Origin of the sequence: Anaerostipes caccae L1-92 (assembly GCF_014467075.1) — a bacterium.
GTDB classification, from domain to species: domain Bacteria; phylum Bacillota; class Clostridia; order Lachnospirales; family Lachnospiraceae; genus Anaerostipes; species Anaerostipes caccae.
This window is the reverse complement of record NZ_AP023027.1, coordinates 1746679-1765395: the sequence shown is the minus strand read 5'-3', so window position 1 is coordinate 1765395 and position 18717 is coordinate 1746679. Positions and strand designations below refer to the sequence as shown.

The window sequence follows — 18717 nt, the reverse complement described above, 5'->3', positions numbered from 1 at the left end:
CAAATCAGAAGAATTATAATATTGAATATATATTCAATATTGTTCAATAAAAAAGGGAACCGGCTCAAAAACCGATTCCCTGCAAATACATCTTCGATATTTTATTTAGTAATTCCATAGCCCATTCCTCGCTTTCATAATGGTATGCAATTTGAAGCAGCGCATCTACAAAATTGTTGGCTACAATATGCACAAACACCGGATCATGGTTTTTTAACATGTCTTTGTGTGAATTCAGATGATGCTCAATTTCACTGACTAAGCGCTCTTTTTCATCCTCATATTTGGTCTTTGTGCTCTTATCCATCATAATAATCAATTCCCTGCGGTGTCTGAAAAGAGTCCGGATACAGTTCTCTTCCATTTGGCTCAGATACTTATAGTCTTGATAGTCCGGAGAGCCGCCATGTTTCATGACCCGTTTCCAGTCAAAACAAACCGGCCTTAAAACTTCATCAAACAAAGCCTCTTTATTTTTATAATAGGAATAGATCAGTCCGGCGGGAATCCCTGCCCTGCCGGCAATGTCCCGTATCGTTGTGCGGACATATCCATGGGTAAAAAACTCTTCCAGTGCAGAATCAAGAATACACTGACGTATTTCATCTTTTAAGACTTGTGCCATAGCGCCTCCTAATATTGAACTTTAATTCAATATTATAAGAAAGCCGGGATTTTGTCAACTATTGTTTCATCTTTGCTACAAATTTCATCTTGATGACTGACGGCAGCAGACAAAGCAGTTTGTTTCTCCATCCGGGAATGAAAATACTCTTATTTTTCATCAGGCTGTGATATGCATGCCGGGCCACATTCTCCGGATTCATGGCACCCTTTGGAATTTTGGCTCCCTCTCTTTGAAAGAAACCTGTCTTTGTAGCACCGGGACATAATGTGCAAACCTGTATTCCATGTTTTGGCCTCATATCTTACTGCACGGCTGTAACTTAAAACAAAAGCTTTGCTCGCAAAAAAGCTGGAAGTATAAGGACCCGGCTGAAATGCCCCTGTGGAAGAAACGTTGAGCACCTTTCCGCTTCCCTTCTGATACCGGTCTTTAAGAAACAGCTTCGTAAGTTCTGCAAGCGTCATCATATTTAAGATCAGCATATTACGGTCTTCTTCTATACCAATGTTTTGTGTTTCTCCTTTCAATCCGTATCCTGCGTTATTGACGAGAACAGAAATTTCAGAATGACCTCCTGTTATTTCTTTGTAAAGTTCCTCTGCAGCCCCAAACTTAGACAAATCCTTTTTGTATGTTTCTACTTCTGTGTGAAATTCTTCTGACAAACTGTTTTTTACCATAGACAATTTCTCACTGTTTGAAGCTGCGATTAGAATTCCAAAACCATTTTGGGCAAAAACTCTCGCAAGTTCATATCCAATACCGCTGGTTCCGCCTGTGATTAATACATATTCCATAAAAATCTCCTTACTTACATGCATTGTAATCAAAAGGAGCATATCTGTCATTCACATAGGTGAATCCATCTGTTTTTTTATACGGCACAAGGAGCCCGGGCGGATTCCCAAATAAGATGCCAGATGCTTTTGGCTGAGACGGCCAGCCAGTTTGGATTCTTCCAAAAGAAAATCTATATATCGTTCAGAGGCGCTTAGGGTCAGCAGGCCCCTTTCCCGTCTTTCTGCTTTCTTCAAGGCACGCTGGGTAAACTCATTGATGACTTTAAGAATCGTTTCATCTTCATTTCTGTTAGCATTGAGAAAGGAATAAGGTATCTTTACGCAAATACACGTTTCTAATGTCTCGATTGTGAAAGTCGCTTTTCCTGATTTTCTGAGTCTTTCTGTACAGGCAAACTCCCCTTCTGCCGCAAAGCATTTTGACATATCATTCCCTTCTGAGTCTATATAATATCCCCTCATGAGACCTTCAGCGATAAAGTAAATGAAACCAGGTTCCTCTCCCTGGTAAAGGACAGTGCAGCCCTTTTCTAACAACACAGTCTCCGCTGATCGATCAAGAGTCCGGCTGAAATTCGCCGGCAGGGAAAGCTTTAATCCACACTCTAAATATTCACTTGGTTTTTTCATTTAAATCACCTGTCTTATGATACGTTCATTTTACGGTTTCTTGACATCTTTTTATTATATAGTTATAATTATAACAGTTATAAATAGAACTATATAGAAAGGAATGCATTTGATGCAGAATCATGTTTTAACCTATGCCAATCATTTCAAACATCTGTACCGCCAGACATTTCAGCCCTTGTCGGAACAATATGAAATGTCTCAGCTGGAAATTGATATTTTGCTCTTTCTGAAAAACAATCCCCGGAATAATACCGCCAAGGAAATCTCAGTCATGCGGGGGTTTGCAAAATCCAATGTTTCAAAAGCCGTGGAATCTCTCAGGATACAGGGTTATCTGACCACCTCTCCTGATCCCGGTAACCGGAAGGTCCGCCGTCTGTATCTGGCTGAGGAAATGCAGAACAGAATCGACGCCCTTTCAAAGTGCCAGGAACAATGTTTCGCACTTCTCCTCGATGGATTTACAGAAGAGGAGCGGCTCAAGCTGCAGGAATTTTTCAGCAGGATCGACGAAAATATTACAAAGTCACTAAATCATAAAAAACACGAAGTATGAGGTAACAGCTATGTTGTATAAATTTATCATTTGTTTTTTAGCCGGAATCGGCGCAGGATTGGGGACAGGCTTCGCTGGAATGAGTGCAGCTGCAGTCATAAGTCCCATGCTGATCACTTTTCTTGGAATGAATCCATATATGGCAGTGGGCATTGCCCTGGCAAGCGATGTTTTTGCCAGCGCAGTTTCAGCTTATACATATGGAAAACACAAAAATCTGGATATTAAAAACGGACTGGTCATGATGATTTCTGTGCTTTGCTTTACACTAGTCGGCAGCTATATTTCCAGCCTTGTACCAAGCACTGCTATGGGCGGATTTTCTACATTCATGACTTTGCTGCTGGGAATTAAATTTATTGTCCGTCCTGTTATGACCACAAAAAGCAGTATGGATTTGGTGGATGCAAAAAAAAGATTTCTTCAGTCTGTTCTCTGCGGATCTGTCGTCGGTTTTATCTGCGGATTTGTAGGAGCGGGCGGAGGCATGATGATGCTCCTTCTGCTGACCAGTGTCTTAGGGTACGAACTCAAAACTGCTGTTGGAACCAGTGTATTTATCATGACATTTACTGCTCTGACCGGATCTCTGAGTCATTTTGCCATCGGCGGACGCCCGGATATGCTAAGCCTGCTTTTCTGCGTGCTGAGTACATTTCTCTGGGCAAGAGTAGCAGCGAAGTTTGCAAACAAAGCTTCGGCGATCGTATTAAACCGGGCAACCGGTGCGGTCCTTACGGTGCTTGGACTGGCGATTGTCGCAGTGAATTACCTTTAATCAAAAGGGCCGGATCCACTAAGGTGAGCCGGCCCTTTTGAATGCATCGATTTATCTGGTTCCATCTATCATATAAAGCAGTGCATTTACAATACACGCCGCAATATTGCTCCCGCCTTTTCTTCCCCTTGCCACAATATACGGAACTTCAGCATCCATGATCAGTTCTTTTGACTGGACCACATTGACAAATCCCACGGGAACCCCTATTACCAGATGAGGATCCAGTTTCCCTTCCCTGATCAGCTCATACAGCCTGACCAGTGCCGTCGGGGCATTTCCAACTGCAAAAATGAACTTCTCACCTAAAGCCGCCGCTTTGTCCATACTCGCCACAGCCCTTGTGGTGCCGTTTGCTTTTGCTGCTTCTGCAACATCCTCATCGGACATAAAACAGTGGACCGTTCCCCCATACCGGGCCAGTTTCTTTTTATTAATGCCTGCCCTGCCCATCTGCGTATCTGTCACAATGGACGCGCCGTTTTTGATGGCATCTATGGCAAGTGATACTACATGATCCGAAAAGCAAAGATTTTTTGCATAATCAAAGTCGGCGCTAGTATGAATACAGCGCTTTACGATAGGTTCAGTTCCGGGAATCAGCGAAAAAGCCCTCAATTCCTCTGTTATGATCTCAAAACTTCTTGCCTCTATCTGGGCAGGCTCCACATTCTCAAGTTTAATTTTCATCAGTCTTCTGCTCCTTTATGAAGGATTTCATATATTTTTTCCATATCCAGATGCTTTCTCAGTTCATCTGCCAGCAGATCATACTGATCTTCCTTTAACTGCCGGTAATCCGTCGCCGGAGCATCGGAAAGATCGATCCCTTTCTTTTCTCCAATGGCACGGACAATCTTTTCCGCCGTATCCGAGAGGTCAAAAATGCCATGTAAATAAGTGCCGTAGACATTTCCTACCCAGGTTCCGCAAAGCTTTGTGACGCCGTTACCTTTATCCTCAAAAAACGTCAGCGGTTTTGCATTGCCGTGCTGTGAAGAGATTCCCATGTGAATTTCATATCCTTCAAAGGGAGCTCCTGAGATTGGATACAAATCTCCATCCAGCTTAAGAAATCTTCCTTTGACCCGGCTTCTTGTTTTTTGTTTGGAAAAGACGGTGTCGATCGGGAGCAGTCCCATTCCTTTAACCAATCCTCCTGTCTCCACATGATGAGGGTCAGACAGTACTTCTCCCAGCATCTGATAGCCTCCGCAGATTCCAAAAATAATCGTTCCCCGGTATGCTTCTTTGAGGATCATATTTTCCAGGCCGGACTGACGGAGCCACAGGAGATCCTCAATGGTATTTTTGCTTCCCGGAAGCAGGATCATATCCGGATCTCCGAGTTCTCCCGGGGTTTTCACATAACGCAGTGAAACATTTGGAATGAGTTCAAACACGTTAAAGTCCGTAAAGTTAGAAATCCTTGGAAACCGGATCACAGCAATGTCGACCAATTCCTTTTTTGTTTTCCGGTCGAACTTCTCGCTCAGACTGTCCTCATCATCTAATTCAAGATTCATATAAGGGGTAACCCCCACGACCGGGATCTGCACTTTTTCTTCCAGCATCTCAACGCCGGGATCCAGGATCGTTTTATCTCCCCGAAACTTGTTGATAATCATTCCTTTCACTCTTTTTTGTTCTTCCTCTGTCAGCAGCATCATGGTTCCGGTCAGCTGTGCAAAGACGCCTCCCCGGTCGATGTCTCCCACTAGAAGTACAGGTGCATTGGCCAGTTCTGCCATGCCCATATTGACGATATCGTCCTGTTTCAGATTAATCTCTGCCGGACTCCCCGCACCTTCTATGACAATCATATCATATTCCCTGCTCAGAGCATCAAATGCCTTTTGGATTTCAGGAATCAGCGTTTTTTTATATGCAAAATAATCTCTGGCGCTCATATTGCCAAGGACTTTCCCATTTACAATCACCTGAGAGCCGGTATCGCTGGAGGGCTTTAAAAGAATCGGATTCATATAGACAGACGGTTCGATTCCCGCCGCCTCTGCCTGCATAACCTGGGCACGTCCCATCTCCAGTCCGTCCTTTGTTATGTATGAGTTCAGTGACATATTCTGAGACTTAAACGGAGCGGTTTTATAGCCATCCTGCTTCAATATCCTGCAAAGCCCTGCTGTGATAAGACTTTTCCCGACGTTTGACATCGTTCCCTGAATCATGATTGTCTTTGCCATGCTGTTTCTCCTTTCGTGAACGCCTGAAGTGTCCGGATAAACCGCCGGTTTTCCTCTTCTGTCCGGACTGCGATCCTGAACCATCCTTTTGAAAGCCCCTCATAATTCCGGCAATTCCTGATCAGAATTTGATTTGAGAGACAATATTCATAGAAATCCTCCGGGCCTTTGAAAAATATATAGTTGGCTCTGGACCCGTAAATTCGAAAGCCTGCTTCCTCCAATGCTTTCTTTAAAATATGTTTCTGTTCAGACACGAACCGGACTGACCGTTTTAAGTAGGACTGCTCCGACAAAGCCGCTGTTCCTGCGGCCTGGGCAGGAGACGACACTCTCCATGGCTGGGTCACTTCCGTCATTTTTAAAAGGACCTTTTCGTCGGAACAGATACCGTACCCGAGACGGAGACCGGCCATGGCATAGCGCTTTGTAAATGCTTTCAGCAAAAAAATATGGCGGTTATATTTCAGGCAGCCTGCCAGTTCATAGTCCTGTCCTTTCGGGACAAAATCCAGGAAACACTCGTCCACTGCAAAAAATACCTGATGTTCTCTGCACTTTTGTGAGAGTTTCAGCAGCATTTCCCTGTCGGTCAGTTCTCCTGTGGGATTGTTTGGATTGCACAAAAACACCATATCCAAAGCCGGTGTGATTTCTGAAAGGATCTTCTCTGTCACACGGAATTCTTCCTGTTCTGTCAAATAAAAATAGGTTATCTGACAGCCCACACTTTTCAGTGCCTGTTCATATTCTGCGAAGGTCGGAGCTAAGATCAAAGCTTTCTTAGGCTTTAACGCCAGTGTCAGGGCGAAAATAAGATCTGCAGCGCCGTTGCCGCAGATCAGCCAGGACTCAGGAACCTGTTCCCACTCTGATAATGCCTTTTTTAATTTGCTGCAGTGAACGTCCGGGTAATGTTCGATTCCTTCGGCCGATTTCCGAACAGCTTCTTTGACACTCTCCGGCGTTCCAAGAGGATTTACATTGGCGGAAAAATCAGTTATATGCCCGTGACGGTAAATATCTCCCCCGTGTATATGTTTCTTCATGCCGCTCCTCCTTCCGGTCAAAACTTCCATCCGATACACATAAGTATAATCCCAAAAACGGCGGCTGCCAAGAGGCTGCATCCGTACATAAGGCCGTTGGCTCTTTTTATATCTTCCGGCTCCGGGTGTCTTAAATCATCGCCTATGGTTGGTTTTTCATAAAGTTTTCCAAAGTACCAGGCATTTCCTGCCAGCTGGATATGCAGGGCTCCCGCTGTCACGGCTTCCGTGTGGGCAGCATTGGGACTCTTATGGTTTCTTTTGTCTCTCCTGTAAATCCGTCTGGCCGCCGGCACATCATTTCCGGTAAAAATACAGGCAGCAATCATAAACCATGCAGACAGCCTTGCAGGGATATAATTTGCCAGGTCATCCAATTTCGCCGGATATCTGCCAAAATTCAGATATTGTTCATTCTTATAGCCCACCATGGAATCCATCGTGTTGATGGCTTTGTAGAGAAACATCAGCGGAACACCGCCTAATGTCATATAAAATAACGGGGCCACGACTCCATCCGATGTATTTTCCGCCACGGTCTCCACGGCGGCCTTTATAACACCGGTCCGGGTTAGTTCTTCTGTATCTCTTCCGACGATCATGGAAACTGCCTTTCTGGCCCCTAAAAGAGATCCTTCGGTAAGCTCTCTGTAAACTTTCATACTTTCATCTTTCAAGCCTCTTGCCGCCGTCAGCTGATAACAGAAAAAAGACTCCAAAAGAAACCCTGCCGCCTGGCTCCATCCGTACAGTATTTTCAAAGCAAAAAACGGAAGGGCGAAGGATGCGGACCCGATCAGGAGGATCAGAAGAATTCCTCCCGCCCGTTCTCCTCGTGGTGTCTGAGGAAAAACAGACCGGATTCCTTTTTCCGCCGCTGATATGGCAGAACCGATCAGGCGGACGGGATGACAGAGCCAGCGGGGATCGCCGAACAGGAAGTCCAGGAAAAACCCAAACAATAATGCTGCTGCTCTTACTTCCATATGTCTGATCCCTCTTTTCTGATATAGATTTCATGACTGCCTATGACCCATTGTTTCTCATCCGTCTCTATTTCATATCCCTCCAGATTTTTTACCTGCCAGTCAAAATAATCCCTGTGAGGGACGGCAAATCCGTCTAAAATACTCATGATCGTTCCTCCATGGACTACCATTGCAAAAGTTCTATATTGATACTGTATGCAGTGCTCTATGCATAGAGAAAACCCTTCAAGACACCTGGCCTGAAATTCTTCTCTGCTCTCTCCCCCAGGAAAAGGGAGGGTTCCGTTGCTGTCGATCCATTCCTGATACTTCGGTTCATCGGATAACTCTATGTAGTTCTTTCCCTCAAAAATGCCGAAATCACACTCAGCGAAATGTTCCCGGATCACCGGCTTTTTCCCGCGGTAAAGAAGTCCGGCAGTCTGTATACACCGCCTCATAGGGCTTGTATAGACCACGTCTGTCTGCGGATATATCCGGTCCAGACACAAGGAGATCCCTTCCGGGCTTAAATTTTCATCTGTTCTTTTTCCAGCATAGCGGCCTGAAGCATTACTCTCTGTCATGCTGTGCCGGATCACGTATCCTCTGATCATCCCTTTATCACCGTCCCTATTCCGCACACGACCCGGTGCACTTCACTGCTCATCCCGGCCAGACAGGTAAGAAGCCTTCCCTCTGTCTCCCTGAAATTCCGGTCAAATGCATTCGCCGGCACAACACCGCAGCCGAGTTCATTAGCTATAAGGACCAGCTCCGGGTTTGCCTCAAAAATTTTCCTGGCTTCCTGTTCATAATCCTTTATATCCGGCAGTTTCCGCCTGACCCATTCATGAAAATGATACAGGCATTGGCAGGAATAAATCTCCTCCAAAGAACAATCCGCTCCGTCTGTCATCTGATTTCCCGGAATGCCGGTGACCCTTTCCGCATATTGTTTTTTTCCTTGAAATGCTCCTCCTATGATGATGATCATGACTGCTCCTTTACATTATTTTCTCTATTACGGCCAGGCATATGGCCGCAGACAGCTCACATATCTGCAGAAACCACCCTGCGAGATCTCCTGTAATGCCGCCAAACTGTTTCATCGACATCCGGTAATACCAGGCAAAGGATAAAATGGCTCCTCCAATACACAAAAGTCCGGCAGCAGGATTTAAGAGACACATGGCGGCCGCAGACCCTGCCGCTGTCACAGCCGAGACTCCGCGCACCGCTCTTTTGTGGGCAGTCCCCGAAAAGGATGCCGCAAGCCCTGTTTCTTTTGCCATGGGAAAAGATGCGATGGAAAAGGCACTCAGCGCCCGTGACAGCACGAATCCCCAGGAAAGAATCAAAAGATTTCCTCTTCCGATCTCACTGAGGGCGCCTCCATAAGCAATAAAATAACCCACGCATGAGAGAACGGCAAATGCTCCGCAGTGGGGATCTTTTAAAATCAGCAGCTTTTTTTCTCTGTCCCGGCAGGACCCTAAAGCGTCTGCGGTATCCATGAATCCATCCATGTGGATGCCTCCGGTGACAATGACCGGGATCAGAGCCAGGCCGGCAGTGCGGGCCAGGATACCCAAGTTCAAAAAGCTGCTGAAATCGGACCAGCAGATGACAAGAAGCCCCACAATCCCCCCAACTGCCGGAAAAAAACAAAGGGTATATTTCATATATTCTTTTGTCCACTCACTTTTCGGCACAGGAATCCTGGAATACATGGAAAATGCGATTTTAAAGCTGTTCCAAAGCTGCTTCATTTTTTGTCTCATCCTTTCTGTCTCAGCGGAATCCCGCATACTACTTCCACCACCCGGTCTGCCATTTCTGCCATCCGGCAGTTTAAATCCCCAAGATATTTCTGATAGAGGATCGTTTCGGCTCCATATTCTATTCCGTCTGAAAAAATCTCATTTGTGACAATACATACATCCTCTGCAGATGCCAGAAGATGTTCTATACCGGAAAGAATGGATGCTCTTGTATCAGCACCTGCTCCCTCTTCTGTAAACATTTCGTTGGCCGTAAGGTTTGACATACAGTCCAGCAGCACATGGCACTCCTCAGGAAGACAGAGATCAGAAAGGCCGGTAAAACATTCTAAGGTGACAAACCCTTTGTCCCGTCTCATCTCCCGGTGTCTTTGGATCTTCTTTCTGGTCTCCTCATCAAACGGCATCATCGTTGCTATATAGATTTTCGGATCGTTCCAGGAATCTGCAAGACTCTCTGCATATTCTGATTTTCCGCTGCCGCTGCCGCCGGTGACTAAGGTAAACATCCTGCCCTCCTTTCAGCTGAGAGGAACATACTGTTCCACGTTGATTTCATCAAAGGTGCTCATTTTTTCATAGACATCCAATGCCGTGTCCAGTAAAGGAAACAGCATAAGAGCCCCTGTCCCTTCTCCAAGGCTCATGCCGCAGTCAAGGCAGGCGTCCAGACCAAGCGCATCCAGCAGCAGTCCTGCCGCCGGCTCCTTTGACTTGTGGGAAGGAAGCATATAATGGACTGCGTCAGGACAGATTTTCATTGCCGCCAGAGCCGCTGTCCCGGAAATAAAACCGTCGATCACAATGGGAAGTCTTACTGCCGCTCCGCCCAGGAAGAATCCCGTCAGAGCGGCCAGATCAAAACCGCCGACTTTGGATAGGACATCCAGCGGATCCTTCCTGTCTGGCTGGTGCAGGTTTACTGCCTGTGTAATCACCTGAATCTTGCACCGGAGTCTCTGATCATCGAGGCCCGCTCCACGCCCGGTCATTTCTTCTGCCGGCCGGTCCAGAAGAACGGATGCGACCGCACTGCTGGTGGCCGTATTTCCGATTCCCATCTCGCCGGTGGCTGCGATACAATATCCCTTACGGGAAAGTTCAAATGCCATGGAAATTCCCGCATTGACTGCGCTGACGGCTTCCTCTCTGGACATCGCAGGCTCTCTCAGCATATTTCTTGTCCCAAAGCCTGATTTCTTTTGAATCAGAGACGTCTCGCATGCGACTCCCACGTCCACGGCAAACAGATCTGCCCCCAGATGCCGGCACATCACACTGGAAGTAGCCCTGCCGTTTAACATGTTTTCAGAGACGATCGCCGTGACCTCCTGTCCTGACTGGGAAATTCCCTCTTCCACGACTCCGTTGTCGGCGCACATACAAACCAGTGCTTTTTTCGTGAGATTGATGCGCTCACTTCCGGTGATCCCCGCGATCTTTACGATCAGATCTTCCAGCTTTCCAAGGCTGTGCAGCGGTTTTGCTATGCTGTCCCAGCGCTTTCTGCACCGTTTCATGGCGCCTTCATCCGGTTTCGTGATATGACTGCTGATTTCTGTGATGTCCATTTTATCTCCTCTTTTCCGTCTGGTATTGACGGCATTTCCTTAAAAATGCCTTTGGAAGCTCCGGACAGCCATAGTAATAAAAATGAGGAAAACCTGCAAACAAAGTATCGGATGCGTAGATACATTCCCAGCCTCTGTTTCCCACTGGTTTTTTGGCATAAAAGTCCTGCCCGCAGCAGTCGGAATCATAATAATGAAACTCGTGAGCCGTAAGCTCTGCAGGACTGGTTCCAAACAAGCTGCCAGAGTTCTGTCTCAGAGAGATATATCCGAACCGTGAAAGACGGTCCTCTTTATATGCCTTTCCCGGAATCACGCCTGCCATTTCCCTGAAAATACCGTCTTTGTCCTCCATCTCCCTGTGAAGATACAGAAAGCCTCCGCATTCGGCCATACATGGAAGCCCGGAAGACACAGCAGATGCAGTCTCTCGTCTCATCACATGATTTTCCTCAAGTTCCATTCCGTAAAGTTCCGGATAACCGCCGTAAAAGATCAGTCCGTCCAAATCTTTAGGCAGGTGTCTGTCATGAATAGGCGAAAAAAATACAAGTTCCGCTCCCATGTCACTGAGCAGTTCTAAATTTTCTCTGTACATAAAACAGAAGGCTTCATCTTTTGCAAGCCCGATCCTTACCTTGGAAAACGATGTGTTCTCAAAAGAATCCGTTTCATCTTCTGCCTCCAGGAAAGAGGCACCTTGCGCAATTCTAAATAATGTATCCCAGTCGATAGTTTCTCTCATAATACCCGCAAGACGGTGAAGCTTCTCTTTGATATCCTTGATTTCATCCGGCATCACAAGACCGAGGTGACGGCTTTTAAACACACAGTCCGGGACTTCCGGCACATAGCCTGCAACCGGGATGTCCAGCCGTTCCTCGATCAATTGTTTCATCCGGGGATAGAGCATCGGAGATATCCGGTTTAGAAGGACCCCTCGGATGCCGCTGTCCTTTTTCCATGATAAAAAGCCATGAATCTGTGCCAGGACAGAAGTACTCATCCCTTTTGCATCGACAATCAGGACTGCAGGAGTTCCTGTGATGCTGCACAGTTCATATGCGCTGGCTTTTGCCGTTGTCCCTCCGAGGCCGTCATAATACCCCATGACGCCCTCTATCACAGCCAGATCGGCGTCTTTGGCATGGCGGGCCAGCAGGGATCTGAGTGCCGAAGCCGCTGTCAGAAAAGGATCCAAATTCCAGGCATCGGTTCCGACTGCTTTCCGGTGAAACATCGGGTCAATATAATCCGGCCCGCACTTAAAGGATACCGCCTTTTTCCCCATCTCTCCAAGGGCGGCAAGAATGCCGCAGGTCACCATCGTCTTCCCTCCTGCACTCTGCGGGGCCGTAAATAAGAGTCTGTCAATCTTCACGGCGCACCTCCCCGGTCCCAGTGCAGGAAAGGATATAAACCGGATTTTCTCCCATCATCAAATGATAACTGCCGGCTTTTTTCGCCCTGCTCACCGTCACATTCACGATATCCGGCTTCGTGACAGGCAGAGTTTGAAAGGCCTTGACTGCCTCTGTAAGTGTCTCCAGCGTTATGCAGTTCATAACAATTCTGACCCTGGGGTTTTTCTTTAACACAGCATGAAGGATTTCTGTGAGACCGCCTGAAGTCCCTCCGATAAAGACATGGGTGGGAGGTTCCAGCCCTTTTAATGCCTCCGGTGCCGTACCTTCCACGATATGTATAGAATCCATGCAGAACTTTCTCCGGTTTTGACGGATCAAATCTGCCGCTTCCGGTTTCTTTTCCACTGCATATACGCGTCCTTCATCTGCTTTCTCTGCCATCTCTATGGAGACAGATCCCGTGCCTGCACCGATATCATAGCAGACAGCATCTTTCAAAAGCTGAAGCTTTGAAAGAGTGATGCTCCGCACCTCCTCCTTCGTCATGGGAACCTTTCCGCGCACGAACAGATCATCCTGTAAACTGTGAAAAGCAAAACGATTCCGCGGCTTTGGATTTTCCACACAGAGCACACTTAAAGTATCCGTTTTGCAGCAAAGGAATTCCTTAGGCGGGCCGGATCTGATCTTTTCGCCGGGATAGGAAAGCCGTTCCCCTATATGGAGAGTAACCTCCCAAAGGCCATATTGAAGGAGTTCCTTCGCCAGCTCCCCGATTTGTGTTCCTGTGCCCAGGATCGCAAATACTTTCCCGTTTTCTGCTATTTTCCGTACAAGATGTCTTTTCTGTCCATGGCAGCTAACCATCACCGCATCCTCCCAGGAAATACGAAGTTTGGCCATGAAATAGGACAGAGAAGAAATGCCGGACACTGCTCTTACGTTCCATTCTTTTTCAGAGGACAGCAGTCCGTACAGTTTCTTTGCCCCGCTGTAAAATCCGGGATCCCCTGACACAGCAATGGCAATATGGTCATAAAACGGATGAGCCTTTATGTATGCCAAAATCTCTTCACTTTTATATTCCTCATAAATCTCTGCCTTACGAGCGTTTCCGGCCGCTTTTTTTGCTGTTTCCAGCACCCGGCCGGCTCCGATCAGAAGATCTGCCTTTTGGCATGCACGTACTGCCTCTCCTGTCATCGTTTCGATGCTTCCCATTCCCACACCTGCAAGAGTAATCTCCGGACGGTATGGGATCTGAAAACGTTCCTTCAGCATCTTCCGGCATTCTTTAAAGGTAAGCCCTGCTTCCTTCTTCGGCCTCCCAATGATCAGAAGCTTTGCTCCCGCCTCTTTCGCGGCCTCTAATTTTTCCGGAAATCCGCCTTCCATACCGGAGGCCTTTGTCACCATCCATTTACAGCCATACTGCCTGAGCATTGCAGTATTCAGTTCCTTTGAAAACGGCCCTTGCATACAGATCAAATGATTTCCCCGAAACCCCATTTCGTCACAGCTTTTTACCACATCCGGAAGAGAGAGGACTCTCGCATAAATCCTCTCTTCAAATTCAGGAACCGCAGTAAACTCTGCCAAATCTTTGCTTCCGGTTGTCAAAAGAACATTTCCCTCTGTGCGTGAAAGAAACTCCGCTGCTTCTTTTGCGGAACTGACACAGGTAATGTCTCCTCCGTCCCAGGTGCCCTCGTCCCTTACCAGCCGTATCAGCTCCGTGTGGGTGTGGATACAGGCTGACCGTATATTTTCTGTTACCAATTCTGCATACGGGTGTGTGGCGTCAACCACAAGATCCGGATTTTCGGTTCCGATCTGTTCTTCCATCTCCTCTGCGGAAAGCCTTTCAGGAGACAGGACCATATGCTCCGCTTCCCTGATCAGGCTTTTCCCATATTCAGTTGCCGTAAATACAAAGACCTCCACGCCGGCCCGGCTTAGAAACTCCGCCAGTTCCCGGCCCTCTGTGGTGCCCGCAAATAAAAATACTTTATACATCTTGATATCCTCTCGGAGTGACCATCGCTTCGGACAGGGTCTTTGTCTGGGAGTTCCCAACAAATACTGTGGTAAACATATCCGCCTCTGCGTCTTTAAGCTCCTGAAGAGTGAGGAGAGACTTCTCCTCCCCCTCTCTTCCGATATTTTTTACGATTCCGCATACCGTGTCCGGGGATTTATACTTCAGCATGAGTTCACATGCCTTTTTCAGATAATCCCGACGCTTTTTGCTGGACGGATTGTAGAGACAGACAGAAAAGTCTGCCCTGGAAGCCGCAAGAATCCGCTTCTCGATGGTTTCCCACGGAGTCAGCAGATCACTCAGGCTGATGACGCAGAAATCATGGATCAATGGTGCCCCAAGCAGTGCCGCTCCGGCTGTGGCTGCCGTGACCCCCGGTATGACTTCCAGTTCTGTATCAGGATATTGTGCGCCGATTTCATACATTAGTCCGGCCATCCCGTAGATTCCCGCATCTCCGCTGCAGATCACCGACACCGTCTTTCCTTTCCGGGCCTCCGAAAATGCCATTCGGCACCTGTCTGTCTCTTTTGTCATGGGAGTAGACAGAAACTGTTTGCCCGGCAGGTGATCTCTCACCAGATCAATGTATACGGTATATCCGATAATGACATCACTCTGTCTTAAAACATCCGCTGCCTTTACGGTCATCTGTTCATACGCTCCCGGACCGATGCCCACTACATATATTTTATGACTCAAACCTGATCCTCCAATCTTTTAACGCAAGAGCCGCAGTCACGCCATTTCCAGCCTGTCTGCCCACAATCAGTTTCCCTCCGTCTCCGGCCGCCAGAAAGGCACTTCTCTCACAAACATTATCTGCGCCGGTCACGCGGCTGACAAAGGCAGAGGATGTAAATGCTCCTTCTGCCTGCATCAGTTCCTTGGCAGTAAACGTTTGAAAAAGAATTGCTTTCTCCCTGCAAAAACCAAGGAGTCCGCGTTCTTCCTTCTTTAAATCAATGCTGGCTGCCAATCCCAATGCCAAAGGCTCAAGCTGCCCTGTTTCACATACCTGTAAAAAAGCCTGTTTGATGGCTTTTTCCGGTGTGCCTTTTTTGCATCCCACTCCAAAAACGAGAGCTTTCGGAATCAGCCTCAGGGTTTTCGCAAAAGGAAGAAAATTCTTCCTCACAGAAATGCAGATGCCGAGTTTTGTATCTTCCCCCCGCACCAGTCCCTCCGGCAGATTCCCAGACACCGGAAAGTCACTGTGAAACCCGACCGGCATCCCTGACAGCAGAGAGGCGGATATTTCTTTGGCAAGCCCAAGATCCATGATATGCAGACGGTTCTTTTTTGCAAACAGATCCACTGCAAACACCTGATGGATATCCGTAGCCGTAGTAATCACAGGAACAGCGCCTGTGAGGAAAGCCGCCTGTTCTGCCAGATCGTTGGCGCCTCCCAGATGTCCGGACAGCAGAGGAACCGAAAAGTTTCCTGTCTCATCGATTGCTATGACAGCCGGATCAGTGTCTTTGCTTTTGATAAAAGGTGCAATAGCCCTCACCGCAATCCCGCAGGCCCCGATGAAATATAAGGCGTCTTTTTCCCGAAACTGCCTGGCAGTCCAGTCATTTAATGACTCTGTTACACAGTGCACATCCCGGTTCTTGATATATCCGGATTTCACTGAGATTTCTGCTCTGTGGCCCGACTTATTGAGACCCGTCTTCAATTTTTCGGCAAGGTTTAACCCTCTTTGGCTAAAGCAAATGATGACTGTCTTCATTTCCCGTTTCCTTTTCTGTATCCCGTGGTAAACTCCGGATCATAGAGCTTCGACCTCTGATAATGATGATGGGAGACCACATCCCCAACAATGATCAGCGCTGTTTTCGTAATCCCGTGCTCCTCTGCCGTCTGAAAGAGAGTCGCCACGGTACAGAGGAAGGTCTGCTCATCCTCCCAGGTCGCCTTATAGACGATAGCCGCCGGTGTCTCCTCTGCGTATCCGCCTTCCACAAGCTTCTCTGATAATTCCTTTAACATTCCGGTGCTGAGGAAAATCACCATAGTGGCCTGGTGAGCAGCAAAAGATGCAATGCTTTCTCTTTCCGGGACCGGGGTCCTTCCCGCCATCCTTGTAATGATGACGCTCTGTGACACATCGGGAAGTGTATATTCTAAGTTCAAAGCAGATGCTGCTCCGCAGAAGGAACTGACACCCGGACAGTAATCATATGGGAGACCTTTTTCATCCAGAAGGTCCATCTGTTCTCTGACAGCCCCGTAAAGACATGGATCTCCGGTGTGCAGCCGGACCGTGTCCTTCCCCGCCTGTTCCCCTTCTTCCATGACCTTGAAAACTTTCTCCAGTGTCATTTCTGCGCTGTTGTAGATCTTACAGTCAGGCCCTGCATATAAAAGAAGCTCCGGATTCACCAGAGATCCGGCGTAGATCAGGATATCCGCTGTCTCGATCAGCTGTTTTCCCCGGATGGTGATCAGGTCCGGCGCTCCGCTGCCCGCTCCGACAAAATGGATCATTGTACATCCTCCTGTTCCTTTACGATGATCAGGGAGTAATACCCTGCCTCCTGTGGGATCTCATTGATGCTGCCATAAAGTTTCTCATCTCTCATTCCGCAGTTTTCTATCATTCTTCCGTCCAGATTTTTTTCAGACAATTTTTTCTTCACCTTGGCCAGCTGTTTTCCTGCCTTCATGAATACTTTTGTCCCCGAAAGTTCCAGCCATTCTTCCACCTCATAGGCTGCCGGTAAAATGTGCAGTGCCTGGTCTTTCTCTGCAAGGCCTGTTTCCATTCTGGCCGCAGCCGCACAAAAAGAGGGGATACCGCTTATGATCTCTGCCAAAAATCCCTGTTTTCTGACAATCTTATGTAAATACAGGTAAGTAGAATACACAGTGGGGTCACCGAGCGTTAAGAAAGCGATATCCATCCCTTTCTTCAGATGTTCTGTCAAAAGAAACGCCCCCGCTTCATGGTTCTCCTTCAGTTTTTCTTCATCTCGCGTCATAGGCATATGGATACCGATCAGTTTTTTATCTTTTATTTCCGGACACGCCCTGACCGCAATCTGAAAAGCCGTGCTTTCTTCCGGATTTCTGCCCGGAACAGCGACTGCCGCGCACTCTCTGATCTTTCTCACTGCCTTTAGCGTTATAAGTTCCGGATCCCCGGGACCCACCCCGATTCCATATAGTGTTCCGCTCATTCTGTCTCCTTTAGTTTCTGCCATAGTAAATCTGTGTGTTTCGTCTGTCCCAGAAATCCGTGTCCGCCTGAAAAGACCAGGGCACCGGTCAGCAGCCTGTCATAGGCTCTTCGGGAAAGATTCTCCCCAATCTTTTCTAACAGATCTTCCATTGTCCGCTCCAAAATACCTTCTGATTTCAGTAACGAAATGCCCTCTTCCGTGGTTTTTGTCTGAAGAATCTCCCTGACCGTTTTAAGACCTGCACCGCTCCTCACTGCAGCGGCAGCCATCAGCTCTGCCCGGCAGTCTGCCTCTCTTGAATGGGTATTCATAATCCCGCCTGCAAGCTTGATGAACTTTCCGATATGGGACACAAACAAAAGACCCCTGGCCTTTAAATTGACAGCCATGTCGATCGTATCACCCACAAAGTTACTGCACTTTAAGATGTTGTCTCCCGAAATGCCGCAGTGTGTTTTTACATAGTCAGCCCCGTAATTCCCTGGCGTCACTAAAAGGTACCCGTTTCCCTCTGCGAGCAGAATCCGCATCTCTGTTTCAATACTTTTGACTATCGCCGCTTCGCTCATAGGTTCTACGATCCCGGTGGTTCCGAGAATCGAGATCCCTCCTTCGATCCCGAGGCGCGGATTAAAGGTTTTCTTTGCAGTCTCCTCTCCCTCCGGCGTCCGGACGGTGACTGAGAGACCTCCTTCATAATCGGAACAGTCAAGAACTTCCTGCACGGCATCCGTGATCATTTTCCTCGGCACAGGGTTAATGGCCGCCTCGCCGACCGGCAGAAAAAGGCCTTTTCTTGTAATTTGACCAATCCCCTCTCCTCCTTCTATGAGAATTCCGGGAGAAGGATTTTTTTTCACCTCCGCATAAATATGAATCCCGTCTGTGACATCCGGGTCGTCTCCGGCATCTTTGGTAACACAGCAGGAAACCGAATTATCTGATACCCTGAAATCCTCCAGGGGCAGAAAAAGACGGATACCCGCTGGTGTCATAAGAGAAATCTTTGCCTCCTGTTTCCCAAAAAGCAGAGCTGCCGCAGCTCCTTTGGCTGCGGCGGCCGCACAGGAGCCTGTCGTAAAACCGCATCTCAGCTCTTTATTCTGCTTTATGACCTTATGTTCTTCAAGTCCCCTGCCCATAGAAT

21 protein-coding genes are annotated in these 18717 nt (G+C 47.6%); 2 read left to right on the top strand and 19 right to left on the bottom strand.

From position 1 onward, the window contains the following. Positions 1–64: 64 nt before the first annotated feature. The 3 genes from ANCC_RS08655 to ANCC_RS08645 all read right to left on the bottom strand — a co-directional run bounded on the left by ANCC_RS08655 (position 65) and on the right by ANCC_RS08645 (position 2058). Positions 65–625 (bottom strand): TetR/AcrR family transcriptional regulator, encoded by a 561-nt coding sequence (locus ANCC_RS08655; RefSeq protein ID WP_006567039.1) that lies wholly within the window; start codon positions 623–625, stop codon positions 65–67. A gap of 149 nt (positions 626–774) precedes the next feature. Beyond that, positions 775–1425: an SDR family NAD(P)-dependent oxidoreductase gene (locus ANCC_RS08650; protein ID WP_233441555.1), complete on the bottom strand. Its 651-nt coding sequence runs from the start codon at positions 1423–1425 to the stop codon at positions 775–777. 51 nt (positions 1426–1476) lie between these two features. Next, a complete protein-coding gene (locus tag ANCC_RS08645; protein WP_006567041.1) occupies positions 1477–2058 on the bottom strand; it encodes a Crp/Fnr family transcriptional regulator in 582 nt (193 codons plus the stop codon). Between the two features lie 112 nt (positions 2059–2170). Here ANCC_RS08645 and ANCC_RS08640 point away from each other — a divergent pair, with 112 nt between their 5' ends. Together ANCC_RS08640 and ANCC_RS08635 are read left to right on the top strand one after the other, a co-directional pair. Further along, complete coding sequence (locus ANCC_RS08640) at positions 2171–2617, top strand: MarR family winged helix-turn-helix transcriptional regulator (protein WP_006567042.1); 447 nt, start codon at positions 2171–2173, stop codon at positions 2615–2617. 10 nt (positions 2618–2627) lie between these two features. Next, positions 2628–3395: a sulfite exporter TauE/SafE family protein gene (locus ANCC_RS08635; RefSeq protein WP_006567043.1), complete on the top strand. Its 768-nt coding sequence runs from the start codon at positions 2628–2630 to the stop codon at positions 3393–3395. Positions 3396–3446: 51 nt separating this feature from the next. Here ANCC_RS08635 and ANCC_RS08630 read toward each other — a convergent pair whose 3' ends face one another. Genes ANCC_RS08630 through cbiD form a run of 16 tightly spaced genes read right to left on the bottom strand, consistent with a single transcriptional unit; the run spans position 3447 to position 18712 of the window. Further along, on the bottom strand, positions 3447–4085 hold the full coding sequence (locus ANCC_RS08630; protein ID WP_006567044.1) for a precorrin-8X methylmutase: 639 nt from the start codon (positions 4083–4085) through the stop codon (positions 3447–3449). Beyond that, positions 4085–5599 (bottom strand): cobyric acid synthase, encoded by a 1515-nt coding sequence (locus ANCC_RS08625; RefSeq protein ID WP_006567045.1) that lies wholly within the window; start codon positions 5597–5599, stop codon positions 4085–4087. Before ANCC_RS08625 ends, ANCC_RS08630 begins: the two co-directional genes overlap by 1 nt. Further along, the gene (locus ANCC_RS08620; protein ID WP_039946593.1) at positions 5581–6648 is read right to left on the bottom strand and encodes a pyridoxal phosphate-dependent aminotransferase; all 1068 of its coding nucleotides are present in this window, start codon (positions 6646–6648) and stop codon (positions 5581–5583) included. Before ANCC_RS08620 ends, ANCC_RS08625 begins: the two co-directional genes overlap by 19 nt. Before the next feature lie 17 nt (positions 6649–6665). Then, on the bottom strand, positions 6666–7634 hold the full coding sequence (cbiB, locus tag ANCC_RS08615; RefSeq protein WP_006567047.1) for an adenosylcobinamide-phosphate synthase CbiB: 969 nt from the start codon (positions 7632–7634) through the stop codon (positions 6666–6668). Beyond that, positions 7625–8233, bottom strand: a complete 609-nt coding sequence (locus ANCC_RS08610; RefSeq protein ID WP_006567048.1) for a histidine phosphatase family protein — start codon at positions 8231–8233, stop codon at positions 7625–7627. The genes cbiB and ANCC_RS08610 overlap by 10 nt, the downstream gene beginning before the upstream one ends. Beyond that, positions 8230–8613: a bifunctional adenosylcobinamide kinase/adenosylcobinamide-phosphate guanylyltransferase gene (locus ANCC_RS08605; protein WP_006567049.1), complete on the bottom strand. Its 384-nt coding sequence runs from the start codon at positions 8611–8613 to the stop codon at positions 8230–8232. The genes ANCC_RS08610 and ANCC_RS08605 overlap by 4 nt, the downstream gene beginning before the upstream one ends. A gap of 10 nt (positions 8614–8623) precedes the next feature. Further along, complete coding sequence (locus ANCC_RS08600) at positions 8624–9388, bottom strand: adenosylcobinamide-GDP ribazoletransferase (protein ID WP_129701265.1); 765 nt, start codon at positions 9386–9388, stop codon at positions 8624–8626. An 8-nt stretch (positions 9389–9396) separates the two neighbouring features. Continuing rightward, a complete protein-coding gene (locus ANCC_RS08595; RefSeq protein ID WP_006567052.1) occupies positions 9397–9909 on the bottom strand; it encodes a bifunctional adenosylcobinamide kinase/adenosylcobinamide-phosphate guanylyltransferase in 513 nt (170 codons plus the stop codon). A gap of 12 nt (positions 9910–9921) precedes the next feature. Next, complete coding sequence (gene cobT / locus ANCC_RS08590; RefSeq protein WP_006567053.1) at positions 9922–10971, bottom strand: nicotinate-nucleotide--dimethylbenzimidazole phosphoribosyltransferase; 1050 nt, start codon at positions 10969–10971, stop codon at positions 9922–9924. A gap of 1 nt (position 10972) precedes the next feature. Continuing rightward, complete coding sequence (locus ANCC_RS08585; protein WP_006567054.1) at positions 10973–12352, bottom strand: cobyrinate a,c-diamide synthase; 1380 nt, start codon at positions 12350–12352, stop codon at positions 10973–10975. Then, positions 12342–14354: a bifunctional cobalt-precorrin-7 (C(5))-methyltransferase/cobalt-precorrin-6B (C(15))-methyltransferase gene (locus ANCC_RS08580; RefSeq protein ID WP_006567055.1), complete on the bottom strand. Its 2013-nt coding sequence runs from the start codon at positions 14352–14354 to the stop codon at positions 12342–12344. Before ANCC_RS08580 ends, ANCC_RS08585 begins: the two co-directional genes overlap by 11 nt. Beyond that, entirely contained in the window at positions 14347–15081 is a 735-nt protein-coding gene (gene cobJ / locus ANCC_RS08575) for a precorrin-3B C(17)-methyltransferase (protein ID WP_006567056.1), read from the bottom strand. The genes ANCC_RS08580 and cobJ overlap by 8 nt, the downstream gene beginning before the upstream one ends. After that, complete coding sequence (locus ANCC_RS08570; protein ID WP_006567057.1) at positions 15071–16117, bottom strand: cobalt-precorrin 5A hydrolase; 1047 nt, start codon at positions 16115–16117, stop codon at positions 15071–15073. The genes cobJ and ANCC_RS08570 overlap by 11 nt, the downstream gene beginning before the upstream one ends. After that, on the bottom strand, positions 16114–16875 hold the full coding sequence (gene cobM, locus ANCC_RS08565; RefSeq protein WP_006567058.1) for a precorrin-4 C(11)-methyltransferase: 762 nt from the start codon (positions 16873–16875) through the stop codon (positions 16114–16116). Before cobM ends, ANCC_RS08570 begins: the two co-directional genes overlap by 4 nt. Then, a complete protein-coding gene (cobI, locus tag ANCC_RS08560) occupies positions 16872–17567 on the bottom strand; it encodes a precorrin-2 C(20)-methyltransferase (protein WP_039946598.1) in 696 nt (231 codons plus the stop codon). Before cobI ends, cobM begins: the two co-directional genes overlap by 4 nt. Then, on the bottom strand, positions 17564–18712 hold the full coding sequence (gene cbiD, locus ANCC_RS08555) for a cobalt-precorrin-5B (C(1))-methyltransferase CbiD (RefSeq protein ID WP_006567060.1): 1149 nt from the start codon (positions 18710–18712) through the stop codon (positions 17564–17566). The genes cobI and cbiD overlap by 4 nt, the downstream gene beginning before the upstream one ends. Positions 18713–18717 lie beyond the last annotated feature (5 nt).